The organism is Edaphobacter sp., from assembly GCF_035763405.1.
Taxonomy (GTDB): domain Bacteria; phylum Acidobacteriota; class Terriglobia; order Terriglobales; family Acidobacteriaceae; genus Edaphobacter.
The window spans coordinates 1-16,072 of record NZ_DASUBE010000062.1 but is presented as its reverse complement, the minus strand read 5'-3'; the positions used below and the strand labels follow the sequence as shown (position 1 = coordinate 16,072).

The 16,072-nt window shown below is 60.4% G+C and carries 11 protein-coding genes and 1 tRNA gene; 11 read left to right on the top strand and 1 reads right to left on the bottom strand.

Going from position 1 to position 16,072, the window contains the following annotated elements; translation table 11 throughout:
• The first annotated feature begins 547 nt into the window (after positions 1–547).
• Positions 548–1,708, top strand: coding sequence for a glycoside hydrolase family 43 protein (locus tag VFU66_RS06140; protein WP_326445359.1), 1,161 nt, complete (start codon positions 548–550; stop codon positions 1,706–1,708).
• A 28-nt stretch (positions 1,709–1,736) separates the two neighbouring features.
• On the opposite strand, the gene galU is transcribed toward VFU66_RS06140, so the two are convergent.
• The gene (gene galU / locus VFU66_RS06135; RefSeq protein WP_326445358.1) at positions 1,737–2,615 is read right to left on the bottom strand and encodes a UTP--glucose-1-phosphate uridylyltransferase GalU; all 879 of its coding nucleotides are present in this window, start codon (positions 2,613–2,615) and stop codon (positions 1,737–1,739) included.
• A gap of 341 nt (positions 2,616–2,956) precedes the next feature.
• Between galU and VFU66_RS06130 the strand changes: the two genes are divergently transcribed.
• The 10 genes from VFU66_RS06130 to rplI all read left to right on the top strand — a co-directional run bounded on the left by VFU66_RS06130 (position 2,957) and on the right by rplI (position 15,530).
• Positions 2,957–6,481, top strand: coding sequence for a TonB-dependent receptor domain-containing protein (locus VFU66_RS06130; protein WP_326445357.1), 3,525 nt, complete (start codon positions 2,957–2,959; stop codon positions 6,479–6,481).
• Between the two features lie 108 nt (positions 6,482–6,589).
• Complete coding sequence (locus VFU66_RS06125) at positions 6,590–9,715, top strand: glycosyl hydrolase (RefSeq protein WP_326445356.1); 3,126 nt, start codon at positions 6,590–6,592, stop codon at positions 9,713–9,715.
• Between the two features lie 88 nt (positions 9,716–9,803).
• On the top strand, positions 9,804–10,916 hold the full coding sequence (locus tag VFU66_RS06120) for a 4-(cytidine 5'-diphospho)-2-C-methyl-D-erythritol kinase (protein WP_326445355.1): 1,113 nt from the start codon (positions 9,804–9,806) through the stop codon (positions 10,914–10,916).
• A 9-nt stretch (positions 10,917–10,925) separates the two neighbouring features.
• Positions 10,926–10,999 (top strand) — tRNA-Gln (locus tag VFU66_RS06115).
• A gap of 245 nt (positions 11,000–11,244) precedes the next feature.
• Complete coding sequence (locus VFU66_RS06110; RefSeq protein ID WP_326445354.1) at positions 11,245–12,345, top strand: ribose-phosphate diphosphokinase; 1,101 nt, start codon at positions 11,245–11,247, stop codon at positions 12,343–12,345.
• 210 nt (positions 12,346–12,555) lie between these two features.
• Positions 12,556–13,254 (top strand): 50S ribosomal protein L25, encoded by a 699-nt coding sequence (locus VFU66_RS06105; RefSeq protein ID WP_326445353.1) that lies wholly within the window; start codon positions 12,556–12,558, stop codon positions 13,252–13,254.
• A gap of 74 nt (positions 13,255–13,328) precedes the next feature.
• On the top strand, positions 13,329–13,949 hold the full coding sequence (gene pth, locus VFU66_RS06100; RefSeq protein ID WP_326445352.1) for an aminoacyl-tRNA hydrolase: 621 nt from the start codon (positions 13,329–13,331) through the stop codon (positions 13,947–13,949).
• A 79-nt stretch (positions 13,950–14,028) separates the two neighbouring features.
• A complete protein-coding gene (gene rpsF / locus VFU66_RS06095) occupies positions 14,029–14,484 on the top strand; it encodes a 30S ribosomal protein S6 (protein ID WP_326445351.1) in 456 nt (151 codons plus the stop codon).
• 157 nt (positions 14,485–14,641) lie between these two features.
• Entirely contained in the window at positions 14,642–14,995 is a 354-nt protein-coding gene (gene rpsR, locus VFU66_RS06090) for a 30S ribosomal protein S18 (protein WP_326445350.1), read from the top strand.
• A gap of 52 nt (positions 14,996–15,047) precedes the next feature.
• Positions 15,048–15,530: a 50S ribosomal protein L9 gene (gene rplI, locus VFU66_RS06085; RefSeq protein ID WP_326445349.1), complete on the top strand. Its 483-nt coding sequence runs from the start codon at positions 15,048–15,050 to the stop codon at positions 15,528–15,530.
• Positions 15,531–16,072 lie beyond the last annotated feature (542 nt).

The window sequence follows — 16,072 nt, the reverse complement described above, 5'->3', positions numbered from 1 at the left end:
GCCAATCACTTGCCCCGTTTGTGGTATTTAATTCCGAAGCGGTAAGCGTAATGTGATTCCTGAAGAGTCTGTTTGTCGGTCATTCCTTTGCTGTCCAGCAGCACGGACATGGCAACAGCTAGACCAGGAAGGCAACATGCTTACGTTCGTAGTAGGAATTGTGATTGCCGTGGTGATCCTCTTCGGTTTTGGTTTCATTGCGACCGCCTCAGCAGGATGGTTCTTCAAGGGCCGAAACTCACAGGATTAGCGAAAAACCACCAGCCCGGATGAGCACTTCTCATCAGCCGGGTGGGACATTCGCGCAACGCGCGAACCCTGCGATTCCTACCGCTAACTAGCCTTATCCTCCAGCATCATCTCCCGTAACGGATGATTCACCCAGCTCCGATACCCCTTGCCATCCTTCTTCACTGGACGGAAAACGTTCCGGGGCTGCATCTCTCCATGTGTTCTTCGCTGAGATGATACCGTTTACACATCGCTTTCTTGTCATGGAACGGCTCGCATCGAGCGAGCACTTTGAGCGGGGAACAGGAGACGGAGGATGGGCTTGCTTGTTGAGATTTACGAGAGGTTCAGGCGCAGACGTGCAGGCGGGCTGGCCTGCTCAGCGCCTCGTGTGCGCAATCACGGATTCGGTGCGCGCATTCTCTGTCTTCTTGCGGGCATTGCGCTGTCAGGCCCGCTTCTTTGCGCGCAGGGTGGTCAGGCTACGTTTCACAACCCGCTGTTGCCGACAGGGCCAGACCCTTGGGTGACGTCTGCGAACGGCTTCTACTATTACATGAATACGACCGGCCACGATCTGACGATCCGGCGCACGCGAGACATTACGGACCTGGCTCATGCGGACGTGAAGACAGTCTGGACCGCGCCTGCTACGGGGCCGCACTCAAAGGACATCTGGGCTCCTGAACTGCATCAGCTCGATGGCAAGTGGTACATCTATTTTGCCGCCGATGATGGAGCGAATGAGAACCACCGCATCTACGTCATCGAGAATGACTCCGCCGACCCGATGGACGGTGCGTGGACCTTTCGCGGCAAGGTCGGCGACGCGACGGATCGATGGGCGATTGACCCAACAGTTTTTCAGGATCATGGCCGCACGTACATGCTCTGGTCAGGTTGGGAGGGTGCGACCGACGGCGAGCAGCACATCTATATCGCGCGCCTCAAAAATCCCTGGACGGTTGGTTCCCGCCGCACGCTGCTCTCTTCCCCGGAATACCCGTGGGAGCAGGTGGGGGATTTGCTCAAACGACCCGCGATGCCGCACGTCAACGTCAACGAGGGGCCGGAGATTCTGAAGCACAGCGGTCGCATCTTTCTTGTTTACTCCGCCTCGGCCTGCTGGACGGACTATTACGAACTGGGCATACTCGAAGCCCGCTCCGGGAAGAACTTGTTGAAGGCCAAATCGTGGACCAAGTTTGACCATCCGTTTTTCAAACAGGATCCCGAACGTAGCGTATTTGGTCCGGGTCATAACGGCTTCTTCAAATCACCGGATGGTACGGAAGACTGGATGATCTATCACGCGAACTCCGCGTCGGGACAAGGCTGTGGCAGCCATCGTTCACCGCGCATCCAGAAGTTCACCTGGAATCCTGATGGAACTCCGAACTTCGGCGATCCCGTTGCGGCGGGTGCCGAATTGATGAAGCCCTCCGGGACCTCGCTAGTGGGCGTCCGGCAGCACTGATGCCTGCCGAATGAGTGGCGTTCGATCGTTACAGCGGGAAGGTCTTGAGCCAGTCGCGGAAGGCGGGGCCGAGGTCGTCGCGCTTGAGGGCGAACTCGACCGTGGCTTTGAGGAAGCCGAGTTTGTCGCCGGCGTCGTGGCGCTTGCCTTCGTAGCTGAAGCCGTAGACCTTCTCGTAGGCGAGCAGGGCGCGGATGGCGTCGGTGAGCTGAAGTTCGCCGCCAGCGCCGGGTTTGAGCGTTTCGAGCATGTCGAAGATGCGCGGCGTGAGGATGTAGCGGCCGATGATGGCGTGGTTCGAGGGCGCGTCCTCGAAGCGCGGTTTTTCGACCATGTTGGTCACGTCGAACAGGCGCGGGTTCGAGGCGACGGGTGTGCAGTCGAGCACGCCGTAGGAGGAGATGGACGGGCCTTCGACGACCTCGGAGCCGATGACACTGCACTGGGTCTCCTCGAACGCCTCGACCATCTGCTTGAGGCACGGCACCTGCGCATCGACGATGTCGTCGGGCAGGATGACGGCGAAGGGCTGGTCGTTGATCAGCTCCTTGGCCATCAGGACGGCGTGGCCGAGGCCGAGCGGCTCGGGCTGGCGCGTGTAGGTGACGCGGGCCAGGTTGTTGACCGAGTGGACGATGTCGAGCAGCGCCTTCTTGTTCTTGGCTTCGAGATTCGCTTCAAGTTCGGGGCTGGAGTCGAAGTGGTCCTCCATGGTGGACTTGCCGCGGCCGGTGATGATGATGATCTCGGTGCAGCCGGCAGCCACGGCCTCCTCGACGCCGTACTGAATCAGCGGCTTGTCGACGAGGCAGAGCATCTCCTTGGGCATGGCCTTGGTGGCTGGAAGGAAGCGTGTGCCGAGGCCAGCGGCGGGAAAGACGGCTTTGCGGATTTTCTGGGGGGTCATTAGGTCCTTGGATGCTAAGTCGCTATGAGAAATGGTAGCAGGCGGAAGAAGAGGTTGAAAAAAGGGAACTTGCTCAGAATACATTCCTGCGGCGTGAAAGCCGGATAGGACGGGGGTCTGACGTGCCCGCATACTGATTGTTTGAAGTAAAAATAATCGTTGACAGCGGCAGAGGGGCAGCCGTAGATTGACCAAATAAGAAAAAGTTTTGCTATTGAATGTTCACGTGTTCTTGCAACCGGTTACGCGAACATACTTTCCAAATCTCCGGAGGCGTCGTTGTGAAAATAAATCCTTTATTCAAATGCTCTTATCGTCTACTCGTCGTTGCGGCCGCGGCTATGATTCTGCTGGCGCCCACAGCCGTCCATGCGCAGCGTTATCTTGGCGCAATCAGCGGTGTTATCAGCGATCCGTCGGGCGCAAAGGTTGCCGGAGCAAAGGTTACGGCAACCGAAGGCGCGACAAAGTTTGCCACTGTCGTTCAAACGTCTGGGGCGGGCACCTACAACATGCCTGCCCTTCAGCCGGGAACCTACACCATTACAGTCGAGGCTCAGGGCTTTCGCAAAGAGACGCGCTCAGGCGTTGTATTGACCGCCGGGCAGAGCCAGCTCGTCGACTTCAGCCTCTCGGTGGGGACGGCAACCGAGACGGTCGAAGTGAGCGCGGAGAATTCGCTGATTGATACCGGTTCGGCCAACATTGCCACGACGCTCAGCAACCAGGAGGTCACGGACCTGCCGAATAACGGGCGCAATCCTTATGTGATGGCGACCCTTGCGGCTGGTGTCATCAATGGCGGCTCGGGCGGATATTTTCAAGGCAAGTCGAGCCAATTCACGAACCCGTTCAGCGGCGTCGCGGTACAGCTCGTCACCGACGGCAGTGGCGGCCATAACCGGCTGACGCTGGACGGTATTCCAAACGACTCGGCCGAGCGGCTTTCCGGCGCGAGCTATACGAACTTCGTGCCCTCACCCGAGGCGGTGCAGGAGGTCAAAGTGCAGACCTCGATCTTCGACGCCGAAGTGGGCCACGGCAATGGCACCGTGACCAACACCGTAGTGCGCAGCGGTAACAACCATCTGCACGGCGCGGCGTATTACGTGTTTCAGAACACATACCTGAATGCGAACACGTCGGAGAAGGCGCTGACCAACGCTCCGCGCAACAACAGCCAGTTGAGCCAGACGGGCTTTGTGCTCGATGGCCCGGTCTATATTCCGAAGATCTACGACGGGCACGACAAGACGTTCTTCATGGTGGCCTATGAGCGGTATGCCTCGCACCAGGCGATCAACTACTCCTCGCGGATGCCGACGCAGGCAGAGCGCGGCGGCGACTTCTCAGACCTGTGCAGCGCATTCGACAGCAATGGGCTCTGCACCTCGGGCGTGCAGATCTACGATCCGCAGTCGCCGATTGACTCCTTCGGGAACCGGACACAGTACTTTGCCAACAACAAAATTCCGTCAGGCCGCGTGACGAGCGTCGGCACAAACCTCTTGAGCTACTATCCGCTACCGAATGTTCCGGGAGCTTCAGCGACAGGTGGCACGAACTATATTGCCACGCAGACCTCGTATGCCAGCACCTATCCTTCCTTCATCGTGCGGTTCGACCAGGCGATTGGTTCAAAGAACAAGGTGAACGTGATCCTGTTCCGCTCAGGTCTGACGCAGCAGGGGCCGCATGAGGGATTCCCGAAGGAGATCGGCCCGGGCGACTGTGGCGTCTGCTTCTACCATGTCTACCGCAACAACCGCGGCGGCAGCATTGACGACGTGCAGCAGTTCTCAGACTCGATGGTGCTGGACTCGCGCCTCGGTATTCTGTATCACCCATTCGGGCTGGTCTATCCGGATGCCACGGGCTACGACCTGTCGAAGCTGGGCATTTCGAGCACCGGGCTGCCGTATACGTCCTTCCCCGGCGTCAGTCCTTCGGGATATGCGCAACTGCCGTCTGCGGCGCGTGGTCAGGTGAGCACGAACATGACGGGCGCGCTCGAAGAGGTACTGACCAAGACGATCCGTACGCACACACTGCGCTTCGGCTTCGAGGGCAATCTGATCCGCTACAACGTGCAGAATCCGCAGAGCGGCTTCGGCACATTCAACTTCGATGACCGTTTCACCCAGAAGAACTACCAGACGGGCGACCCCAACTCCGGCAATGCTATGGCGGCGCTGCTGCTTGGAGCTTATACCTCGACTTCCTATAACATCACGCCGGCGTATGCATTGCAGCAGATTTACATGGCGCCGTTCGTGCAGGACGACTGGCGCGTGACGCCGAAGCTGACGCTGAACCTGGGCGTGCGCTGGGATTACGAGTCGCCCTTCACCGACCGGCACAACAGGCAGGTCTCCGGCTTCTGCACTACGTGCGACAACCCGCTGCAGGTTCCGGGTCTTGCGCTCAAGGGCGGGCTCCAGTACACCAGCTCCAGCAACCGCTTCCCCTATCCGCGCGACCTGAACAACTTCCAGCCGCGGATTGGCGTGGCGTACCAGATGTTCCCGAACACGGTGCTGCGCGCGGGCTACGGCATTATCTACTTCAACACGCTGGAAAGTCCCATTGGCACTGGCTTCAGCCAAGGCACCAGCTACAACAACTACCTCGCCAATACACCTCTCAACACGATCGACAACCCGTTCCCTACGGGCGTACTGCTGCCGACGGGAAGCTCGCAGGGGTTAAGCTCGGCAATCGGCCAGGGCGTCAGCTTCTACGATCCGCACCACGTGCAGCCGAAGAGCACGCAGTATTCGGTGAGTGTGCAGCAGGGCTTTGGCAATGGGATGGCCTTGCAGGTTGCCTATGTGGGCGCGCGGCCAACGCAACTGGAGGTCAACCACAATATCAACATCGTCCCGACGCAATACTGGAACCAGGGCGGCACCGGGGCCAACTACCTGAATGCCACTGTGGCGAACCCGATGTACGGCCTAATTCCACAGAACCCCAGCTTCAACGGCAAGACGATCAAACAATCTCAACTGCTGTTGCCTTTTCCGGAGTTTCAGGGCGTCACCGAGAACGGCTCTTCGATCGGCAGCGCGCCGTATAACGCGCTGCAGGTCCAGGTGTCCAGACGGATGCGGCACCATGTCAGCTTCCAGGCCAACCTGACCTGGGACAAGGTGATGCTCCACACCTTCTACTACGACGACTACTCGGCTGGTCTCGGCAAGCTGGCCTCGCAGCAGGACGCCAACCCGACGCTATTCGGCAATATCTTCGGCACGGTCGAGTTGCCGAAGCTGCTTGCCCGGTCGTTCTTCGTGCGGCAGGCGCTGGGCGGGTGGAAGCTCAACACGGTGGCGCGGTTCAGCAATGGGCCAATGATTGGTGTTCCCGGTGGATATGATGTGATTGGCAACTACGTGCAACCGCATCAGACCTACGCTCGCGAATTCAATACGTGCTACGAGAGCGCAAGCCTGAACAGTTCAACCGGGGTCGTGACGTACACCCAGCAAAATACCCAGATTGGCTCAAACGGTGCGCCGGTTCACCAGGCATGCGACACGCTCTCGTCGACGCCTGCGTTCCGCCAGCGGATTGCATACCAGTCGCAGAACTACCCCGCTGTGCTGAAGGTGCGCGAGCCGCTGAAGCCACTGATGGACCTCTCGGTATTCAAGCAGTTCATTCTGCGTGAAGGCCTGAGCTTCGAGATCCGCGGCGAGTTCTTCAACGTGATGAACACGCCGAACTACGGCGGCCCAAGCACCAGCCTGGGCGCGGCGAATGCTGGTTCGGTGCTCTCGTACTCGTCGTCCTACCCGAAGGGCTTCTTCACACAGGCCAACGATCCGCGACTCGGTCAGCTCACGGCGCGGTTGAACTTCTAACTCCACCAACACGCTGCGCTGTGGTGCCCGCAAAGCCCGCAGCGCAGCGTATTTTTCTTTGCCCGAATCTGTGGAAGATATGCTTTGAACAAGAGACTATTCGCAGAGATGACAGGCCCTTCGCGCTTTACCAAACTGTGTGTGATTCCGGCGCTGCTCGTTGTCAGCACCGGGGTGGCGCAGACAAGTCTGAAATCCGGGTTTTCGGGAACACCTCCCGCAAAACGCAGCGCGGTTGCCGACCACCTGTTGAGTGGTTTCAAAGACCCGCCCCCGCAGGCGCGGCTGCGCTGCTACTGGTGGTGGCTCAACGGACATACCGACAAAGCAACCATCACGCGCGATCTGACGGAGATGAAGCGCAAGGGCTATGGCGGCGTGCTGCTGGTCGATGCCAATGGCGCAAACCAGAACGGCAACGCGAGCGTGCCCGCCGGGCCGGAGTTCGGAAGCCCTGCGTGGCGGGAGCTATATCTCCACGCCCTGCGCACGGCGAACAATCTGGGCCTTGAGGTTACGCTCAACATCACCAGCGGCTGGAACCTTGGCGGCCCCGATGTCCGGCCCGAGGAGGCATCGAAGCTGCTGACATGGTCGCGGACGCCGATGCTTGCAGGCGACAGCGGGAAGGTTGTGCTCGCGCGGCCTGCCATCAGGAACGGATTTTTTCGCCAGATCGCAGTGCTGGCATATCCGTTGCATCATGGACGCGATCTGGCTGGGCAAGGTTCAGACACGCGCGCGCCGCTGCGGCAGCTTGCGCTGAAGTCTGCTGCTGCCGAGGGTGGCTTCTCCATGCCGGATATGACGCGCCTGTTGATGCATGGCCCCTCGGTCGCTGGTGAGCAGGACTTCGACCTCTCTGAGGTGAAGGACATCTCCGATGAGGTGGACGCCGATGGTAGCGTGCGATGGACTCCGCCTGCCGGCGGCGCGAAGGACTGGGAGATTCTCTGGATTGGCTACACCGACTCGGACGCGCGCGTTTCCACGTCGAGCGGCGCGTGGCAAGGGCTGGCCATCGATTATCTTGACCCGTCTGTGCTCGATACGTATTGGAAGCGGGATGTTCAGCCGCTCTTGACCATGGCAAAGCCCTATCTGGGTAAGACGCTGAAGTATGTCGCCACCGATAGCTGGGAGCTGGGCGGCACGAACTGGACCGGCAACTTTCGCAAGGAGTTCCGCAAGCGACGCGGATACGACCCCGTGCTCTATCTGCCGGTTGTCGCTGGACGCATCGTTGGCAGCCGCGACCAGAGCACACGCTTTCTGGCCGACTTGCGTCGCACGGTGGGCGACCTCGTCACCGGACACTACGACCACATGGCGCAGTTGGCCGCACAGTATGGCCTGGGGATTCAGTGCGAATCGGGCGGTCCACATGGAGCGCCGCTCGACGCGCTTGAGACCTTCCGCTCAGCCGCTGTTCCGCAGACGGAGTACTGGGCGTGGTCGCCCGAGCATCGCTCATCCGACGCGGACCGCTTTTTTGTGAAAGAGGCATCGAGCGCGGCGCATATCTATGGCCATCCGCTGGCTGCCGACGAGGGCATGACCTCGATCGGCAACCAGTGGAACGAGTCGCTGGGCACGAACCTGAAGCCTGCATTCGATCGCGCACTGACCGAAGGCATGAACCGGCTGGTGTGGCATGAGTTCACCTCGTCGCCACGGTCGCTGGGCCTGCCGGGGCAGGAGTATTTTGCCGGCACGCACCTGAATCCTAATGTGACGTGGTGGCGCGACGCAGGCGCGTTCACGCTCTACCTGAACCGCGCGCAGTTTCTTTTGCAGCAGGGCGAACCGGTCGTGGATGCGCTCTACTACTACGGCGACAATGTGCCGAACTTTGTCCGGCTGAAGAGTGACGATCCTGCGCGGGTGCTGCCGGGGTTCGACTACGATGTCACCGACACGGACGCGCTGCTGCACCGCATCGTCATCCGAGGCGCGATGCTCGAGACGCCTGAGGGCATCAGCTACCGCGCGTTGGTGCTGCCTCGTTCTCGGATTTTGCCGCTGGCCGTGCTGAAGCTTGCCCGGGACTATGTGATGGGGGGAGGCACTCTGGTGGGCGAGCGTCCGCTGCGCAGCCAGGGTATCGTTACGGACGCCGCAACGAAAGAGTTTGCGGCCATCACCGACGCAATGTGGTCTGCGTGCGAGCAGAGTCAGGGGCATCACGCCGTGCTGGGCCAGGGCCAGCTTGATTGCACGGATTCAGCCCGCACGGCGCTTGTCGGCGAAGGAGCCCTGCCTGATTTCGAGACCGCCGGCTCGTTCGATTATGTACATCGTCTTGCAGGCAGCACGGACATCTACTTCGTCCGCAATACACAAGACAAGCCAGTGCAGGCCGTAGTGACATTCCGTGTCTCCGGCAAACAGCCAGAGCTGTTCGATGCCGTCACGGGCAGAGTTGTTAAGACGCTCCTGTTCGCGCCGACAGCAGATCACCGCACGCGCGTGGCGTTGAATTTGGAGCCGTTCGGATCGGTGTTCGTTGTCTTTCGCCACGTCGCAGCCGAGAACGCGGTCACGCGGATCGCGCACAGCGGCAAGGTTCTCTACTCCACCACAAGCCCCGGAGAGATGTCGTTGCCACCTGACTTCATCATCGCGTTGGAGCACGGCACAGCGGAGATCGAGACTTCGCTGGCGGGAGGCTATGAGGTCAGCTTCGCAGACGGCACGAGCACGCGCGTCTCTGCTCATGCCGTTGCGAACACGGCCGTCTCAGGCCCGTGGACGCTGAGCTTTCCTCCGGGCTGGGGTGCGCCGTCGCACGTGAACGTGGAGCGGCTTGCATCCTGGACCGAGTCCTCCGACCCCGGCGTGCGCTATTTCTCCGGCACGGCAACCTATCGGACTACGGTTCATCTGACCGCCGCGCAGCTTGCCGGGTATCACGGCCTCGACCTCGACCTGGGCGAGGTGCATGAAGTGGCCTCAGTTCGCATCAACGGAGGACCGGCGCAGGTGCTGTGGAAGGCGCCCTATCGCCTGCGCGTGGATCGCCTGTTGCATCCGGGAGCCAACAGCATTCAGATCGACGTGACGAATCTGTGGCCCAACCGCCTGATCGGTGATGCACAGTCGCCTACGGGAAAGCACTACACCTGGACGAACATTCGGAAGTACACGAAGGACTCGCCGCTGCTGCCGTCCGGCCTGCTCGGCCCGGTCAGCCTTCGCCCGACATACCTGTTGCCGCTGCCCGCGAAGCGCTGACGCTCAGACTCAACCGCTGAAGCTACAGATGTCCTGTAGGCGGTAACTCAGGAGAAGTGAGGCTGCCATATCCGAATACAATCGCTCTATGGCGACGCGCGTCCGTTCGTATTCAAAGATCAATCTGGGGCTGGCGATTGGGCCGGTGCGCGGGGGTGGGTTTCATGGGCTGGCAACCCTTTACCAGACGCTTGGGCTGCATGATTTTGTGACGGTTTCGGCGCGGGCTTTGAGCGGTGGGGTGGCTTCGCGGATTGTTTTGACGACCAACAACTCGCGAGTGCCCGTCGATGCTCGGAATACGTGCTGGAAGATGGTCGAGAAGGCGCTTGCCCGGTTGGGCGTGGCGGCTGAAGTCTCTATCTATATAGAGAAGCGGCTCCCGGTGCAGGGTGGAATGGGAGCCGGGTCGGCCAATGCGGCGGCGGCGCTGCTGGGGTTGGAGCGCGAGTTGGGCGTAGCTTTGCCTGGGGTCGAGCGGCTGCGGCTAGCCAGCGAGGTGGGGTCGGATGTGCCGCTGTTTCTGCTGGGTGGGGCGGTGTTGGGGCTGGGGCGCGGGGAGATGGTGTTTCCGATGCCGGATTTCCCCCGGACCTGGTGCGTGGTGGCGGTGCCGGAGGTGGGGGTCTCGACGCCGCAGGCCTTCAGGGACTGGGATGAAAAGCAGGGATCCGGGGCTGGGAATCAGGGATCAGATGACTCCGCTGGATTGACTTCGGGGGCTGGCGCCGATAGACTAGATGAGTTGAGCCTTGCTTACGCCTCGCTTTCTGCTATTACAGGCGAGGGTAAGTGTGGAACATCCGGTATCGTTCGCGTTCAAAGCCCTGATGACAAGCGGGTTGTGTCTGGTGAAAATCAGACGGGCGCGATGAACGATCTGGCCGAGAATGCCCTTCTCGCGCTTGTCCGCACCGGGATTGGAAGCGACGGTCTTCATAACGACTTTGAAGACGTAGTGTTTCCACAGCATCCCTCCTTGCGTGCAATCAAGCGTCAACTGATGGGTGATTCGGCCTCCGGCGAAGACACGGCGTTGTATGCCGCGCTCTCCGGTTCCGGCTCCGCGCTGTTCGGACTTTACCGGTCCGAGGCGGAGGCAAGGGAGGCTCAACGGCGCGTCCAGGAGTCCGGGACTAAGGCGTTGGTGACAGCCACGCTGCCCCGCGAGGACTACTGGGCGGAGATGTTCGCGGAGTGACGGGTTCACTGGGCGATCGACTAATGGTAGGTCAAGTGCCTTTGGAGCACTTTGTCTAGGTTCGAATCCTAGTCGCCCAGCCAGAATGTTGACGCCGCACGCGACGAGCAGATTTAGGGTTCTTTGGCGGCCGGAACAGGTCGCGGAAGTTGGATGGTTTTTCGGGTCCGCAGAACAAGGCGGACAGAAGTACGAAGTTTGGAAGAGCAGTCTTAGGTTTTTGCAGTTCGCAACAAGAATTTCGAGAACAGGCGCGAGGCCGCAACAAGGCCACGCAAGACGAAAGCAGCAGGAACAATCAAGGTCAACCAGCCTCGGAGGTTTCCACGTGAGAGAAAAAGACACGACTGCGGTTCTTTCCCCTATTTCAGAGCAGGCTGAAGAGACAAGCTCTCAGCCTGCGCAGGCCGCCCAGACGGGCAGCCCGTCTCAAACCCAGTCTCAGACAAAGACGGCAGCCGAGCGAAAACGCCCCGGCAAGCTGGGCGAGAGCAAACGCATCAAGATCTTCTGCGGGTCGTCAAACCCGGCGTTGTGCGAGGAGATCTGCAAGTTCGTCGGTGTGCCGCTGGGCGAGACCCGGTTGCAGAGATTCTCCGACGGCGAGGTCCATTTTCAACTGCTCGAGAACGTCCGCGGCGCGGATGTGTTTGTTGTGCAGCCTACGTGTTGGCCGGTCGATCAGCATCTTGTCGAGCTGCTGATTATGATGGACGCGCTCAAGCGTGCATCCGCCGGACGCATCACGGTGGTGATTCCCTACTATGGCTACGCCCGGCAAGACCGTAAGGACAGGCCGCGCGTCGCCATTACGTCGAAGCTGGTTGCCGATCTGCTGACCACCGCCGGCGCGAACCGCGCTTTGCTGGTCGATCTGCACGCGGCGCAGATCCAGGGATTTTTCAATATTCCGGTGGACCACTTGTTCGCCAGCCCCGTGCTGGTGAGCTACTTCCGGGAGTTGAATCTGCCGAATCTGACGGTGGTTTCGCCGGATGCGGGAGGCGTGGAACGGGCGAGATTCTTCGCCAAGAAGCTGGAAGTGCCGCTGGCCATTGTGGACAAGCGGCGCACGGACATTAACGTGACCGAGGTGATGAATGTCATCGGCGATGTGAAGGGCCGGACATGTTTGATCCTCGACGACATTATCGACACCGCCGGAACGTTGGTGAAGACGGCGGAGGCGCTGCTGGAACAGGGCGCGGAAAAAGTTTATGCGTGCGCAACGCATCCGGTGCTGTCAGGGCCGGCGGTCGAGCGCATCGCAAATTCACGGCTGGAGCAGGTGGTCGTGACGAACACCATCCCTTTGCGCGAAGACGCGAAGGCGGTGGGGAAGATCAAGGTGCTTTCGATCGCCGGCCTGCTGGGCCGCGCCATTGAGAGCATCCACATGGAGACCAGCGTGAGCACGCTGTTCAACTAAGGTGCAGGGTGTAGGGAATAGGGTGTAGGGAATAGAAGGCCATCTGGCGACATATTCCTGCCCTCTTCAAGTTCAGGCAGTATCAACCGGCGGCTCGGCCGCAAAGGGAGCGCAGGAGCGGACGAATAGGTGAAAAAGTGCGGGGGTTTTCTATTCCCTACACCCTATTCCCTATTCCCTGCCTTTCGTGCCCGAAAGGAAAAGTGAAACATGGCAGCATCGACTGAAGCAGTGGTAGCGACGCCCCGTTCGGGCAAGTTCAACAAGAATGCGGCGCGGCGGGTTCGCGTTGCGGGCAGGATTCCGGCTGTGGTTTATGGTGCGGGTCAGGAAGCGGTCGCGGTTGCGGTTGACCCGCGCGTGATTACCAAGATCCTGCACTCGGAGTCGGGCCACAACACCATCTTCGACCTGACCGTCGAGGGTTCGGGAGCGGTGAAGGCGATGATCGTGGACTGGCAGCATGAGCCGATCAAGGGCAACCTGCTGCACATCGACCTGAAGCGGATCGCGATGGACAAGGCGATGCGCGTCTCGGTGCCGATCCAGTTGCTCGGCGTGCCGGTTGGCGTGAAGACGCAGGGCGGCATCATCGAGCACGTCATGCGCGAGGTCGAGATCGAGTGCCTCCCGGCGGATATTCCGAGCCACCTCGATGTGGACGTCTCCGGCCTGGAGCTGCATGGGCTGATTCGCGTCAAGGACCTGCCGCACTCGGGCAGCATCAAGTTCCTGGGCGACGAGGATGCGACGGTTGCGCACGTCACCATCGTCAAGGAAGAGGTTGTGGCGGTTGAAGAGACCGCGGCTGCTCCGACGGAGCCCGAGGTGGCGAAGAAGGGCAAGGGCGAGACTGAGGGCGCTGCTGCTGCTCCCGCCGCCGACGCCAAGGACGCGAAGAAGAAGTAGAACAGCAGGGTGCAGGGAGCGGAATGCAGGGCATAGAAGGACTGCTTCCCGGCACTGCATCTGGAGATTACGGCGTGAAGCTGATTGTCGGGCTGGGAAATCCTGGGATCGAGTATCAGTTCACGCCGCACAATGCGGGGTTTCTGGCGGTTGATCGCATCGCGGAGGAGTGCGGTGTGAAGATTGCAAACCGCCGGGGCCGCGCACTGACGGCGAAGGCAAGGTTCGCGGGGCAGGATGTTCTGCTGGCCAAGCCGGAGACGTTTATGAATCTGAGCGGGCTTTCGGTGGCCGCTCTGGTCGAAGAGTTGGAGCTGGATCCTTCGGCCGACGTGATGGTGTTGTACGACGAGCTGGCGTTCCCGCTGGGGCAGTTTCGCATCGCCCAGCGCGGCTCGGCGAACGGGCACAACGGAGTGAAGTCCATCTCCGGCGTGCTGGGCACGGAAGAGTGGTTGCGCATCCGCATCGGCGTTGGGAAACCGGCGCTGGAGGATGGGCGGGAGATCAAGGCGGGCGGCAGGGACTATCTGCTGACGCCGATGCGCAGGCAGGAGCTTGCGGTGCTGGATGAGGTGCTCGACCGGGTACGAGATGCGGTCGAAGCGGTACTGACGAAAGGCGTCAGCGCCGCGATGAATGAGTTCAACAGGAAACAGGGAACAGGGATCAGGGAACAGGGATCAGAAGACTAACGCAGTACATTCCATACCGGACCGGCGGAACAACGGCTGGCGCGGTGCGAAGCAGAACTTCGCAGAAAGAAGTAGCCGAATGAATCGCACTTATGAAGTGATGTACATCGTCCGACCGGACGTTGAAGAGGCAGAGATCGACAAGCTGATTGAAGGCTTTTCCGGCAACGTCACCAATGGCGGCGGCGAGGTGAAGAGCGTGGAGAAGATGGGCCGCCGCAGGCTGGCCTACACCGTCCGCAAGTTCAACGACGGTTTCTACGTGCTGATGACGATCGCAGCGCAGGGTTCGCTGGTCGCGGAGATCGAGCGCCGTCTGCGCGTCTCCGAGCAGGTGATCAAATTCATCACCGTGCGCATGGATGAAGAAGAGAAGCGGCTGGCGAAGGTCAAGGCCATCCGCGACACGAAGGTGAAGCGCAGCGCGCTGCCTCAGGCTCCGGCCGAGGGTGAGGCTGCTGCTGCCGTCGAGGAGCCGGCGAAGCCTGCCGAGGCGCACGCTGAAGCTGCTTCGGAGAGCGCGGCCGCTGTCTAGTTTTTCGCTGACGATATTTGCGATGACGGCTTGCCGCATCGTCTGACACGATCAACGCCTCACTCCGCTTCCATTCAACCGGAACCGGCTGCATGTTCAGAGGTCCCACGGCGGGCCTGGAGCGCGGAAGGCACAACGCAAATGAGAGGGAAACATCATGGCTGACGAGACTACGAGCACACCATCGACGGAACAGCACACGTCCACACCTGCATCCACCCCGCGCCCTGCCCACGCAGGCCCCCGCCCGCCGCGTCCGGCAGGCGGCCCCGGCGGCGGCCCCGGCGGCCGGAAGTTCTTCCGGCGCAAGAAGGTCTGCAAGTTCTGCACGGAAAAGATTGACGCGATCTCGTATCGCGACGTGCGCCTGCTGCAGGGCTTTGTGGCCGAGCGCGGCAAGATTGTTCCGCGTCGTCTGACAGGTGTCTGCACCCGGCACCAGCGCCGCCTGAGCCTGGCCATCAAGCAGTCGCGCAACATCGCGCTGCTCGCCTTTGCCGCTCGCTTCTAACTTAGATTAACGACCGGCGGAAGGGACGCCGGACAGGAACCGGAGAATTCGCATGGAAGTCATTCTGAAGGAAGATGTCAATAAACTGGGACACCGCGGCGACGTGGTGAAGGTCGCCGACGGCTACGGGCGCAACTATCTGCTGCCGGAGAAGCTGGCTATCGAAGCGACCGCTGTGAACAAGGCCGTCATCGATCAGATGAAGGCGTCGGCGGTGCGCAAGTCGGCCAAGGAGAAGGTGGACGCGACGGCGCTGGCGGAGCAGCTCAATGCGGTCGAGCTGGTGTTCGAGCGGAAGGTGGGCGAGAGCGACCACCTGTTCGGCTCGGTTACATCGAGCGACATCGCGCACGAGCTGGAGGCCAAGGGCTTCACGGTTGATCGCCGCAAGATTGCGCTCGACGATCCGCTGAAGAGCATCGGAGAATATCACGTTCCTGTGAAGCTGCACCGCGAGGTGACGAGCCACGTGAAGGTGACGGTGAAAGGCGACCGGGAAGAGGAAGCGGTCACGGCTGAGGCGACGGCCGAGTAATTCGGCTGCCACCTTCACGCTGCACCGGTAGAATACGAGGCGGCCACGGATGGCATGGATGGACGCGGATGGATTCCGCGTTCTTTCGTGTCGGTTCGTGGTCGCTTCTTTGTGTCTGAATCGAGGGTGATGCTCTGTGCGGACGCAGGCAGGTAGGCTGCTCCCGCGGTGGGTACCCCCTCCACCTGTTTTTGTGCAAAGTCCTTCGAACAAAGGACTTAGGTCCGGACCTCGATTAGGGTGTTCTGTAAAGTATTGATTCTATTGGAATAAAAAGATGAGCCTCGGGTAAAGTCCTTTGAACAAAGAAGTTATGCTGTTTTAGGTGCGAGACGCGGATTCCCTTCGGGAATGACAACAAAAAAATGATGACAAGGAGTGAGGGCTGCTTTGGGGATGAGGAGGTCATGGGGCTATACCTCCGGGGAAACGGCTATCGATGTGCCAGATCCATTAATTAAAGGCTAGCAGGTTGGGAGGGGTAATCCCGCCACGGGTAAGTGACTTGGGGTGAGTGGGTTAGGGTCTTTGGGGGGTTGACA

Coding starts and splice junctions, on each gene's coding strand:
- VFU66_RS06140 (WP_326445359.1), top strand. CDS start 548: ATGGGCTTGCTTGTTGAGATTTACGAGAGGTTCAGGCGCAGACGTGCA.
- galU (WP_326445358.1), bottom strand. CDS start 2,615: ATGACCCCCCAGAAAATCCGCAAAGCCGTCTTTCCCGCCGCTGGCCTC.
- VFU66_RS06130 (WP_326445357.1), top strand. CDS start 2,957: ATGATTCTGCTGGCGCCCACAGCCGTCCATGCGCAGCGTTATCTTGGC.
- VFU66_RS06125 (WP_326445356.1), top strand. CDS start 6,590: ATGACAGGCCCTTCGCGCTTTACCAAACTGTGTGTGATTCCGGCGCTG.
- VFU66_RS06120 (WP_326445355.1), top strand. CDS start 9,804: ATGGCGACGCGCGTCCGTTCGTATTCAAAGATCAATCTGGGGCTGGCG.
- VFU66_RS06105 (WP_326445353.1), top strand. CDS start 12,556: ATGGCAGCATCGACTGAAGCAGTGGTAGCGACGCCCCGTTCGGGCAAG.
- rpsF (WP_326445351.1), top strand. CDS start 14,029: ATGAATCGCACTTATGAAGTGATGTACATCGTCCGACCGGACGTTGAA.
- rpsR (WP_326445350.1), top strand. CDS start 14,642: ATGGCTGACGAGACTACGAGCACACCATCGACGGAACAGCACACGTCC.
- rplI (WP_326445349.1), top strand. CDS start 15,048: ATGGAAGTCATTCTGAAGGAAGATGTCAATAAACTGGGACACCGCGGC.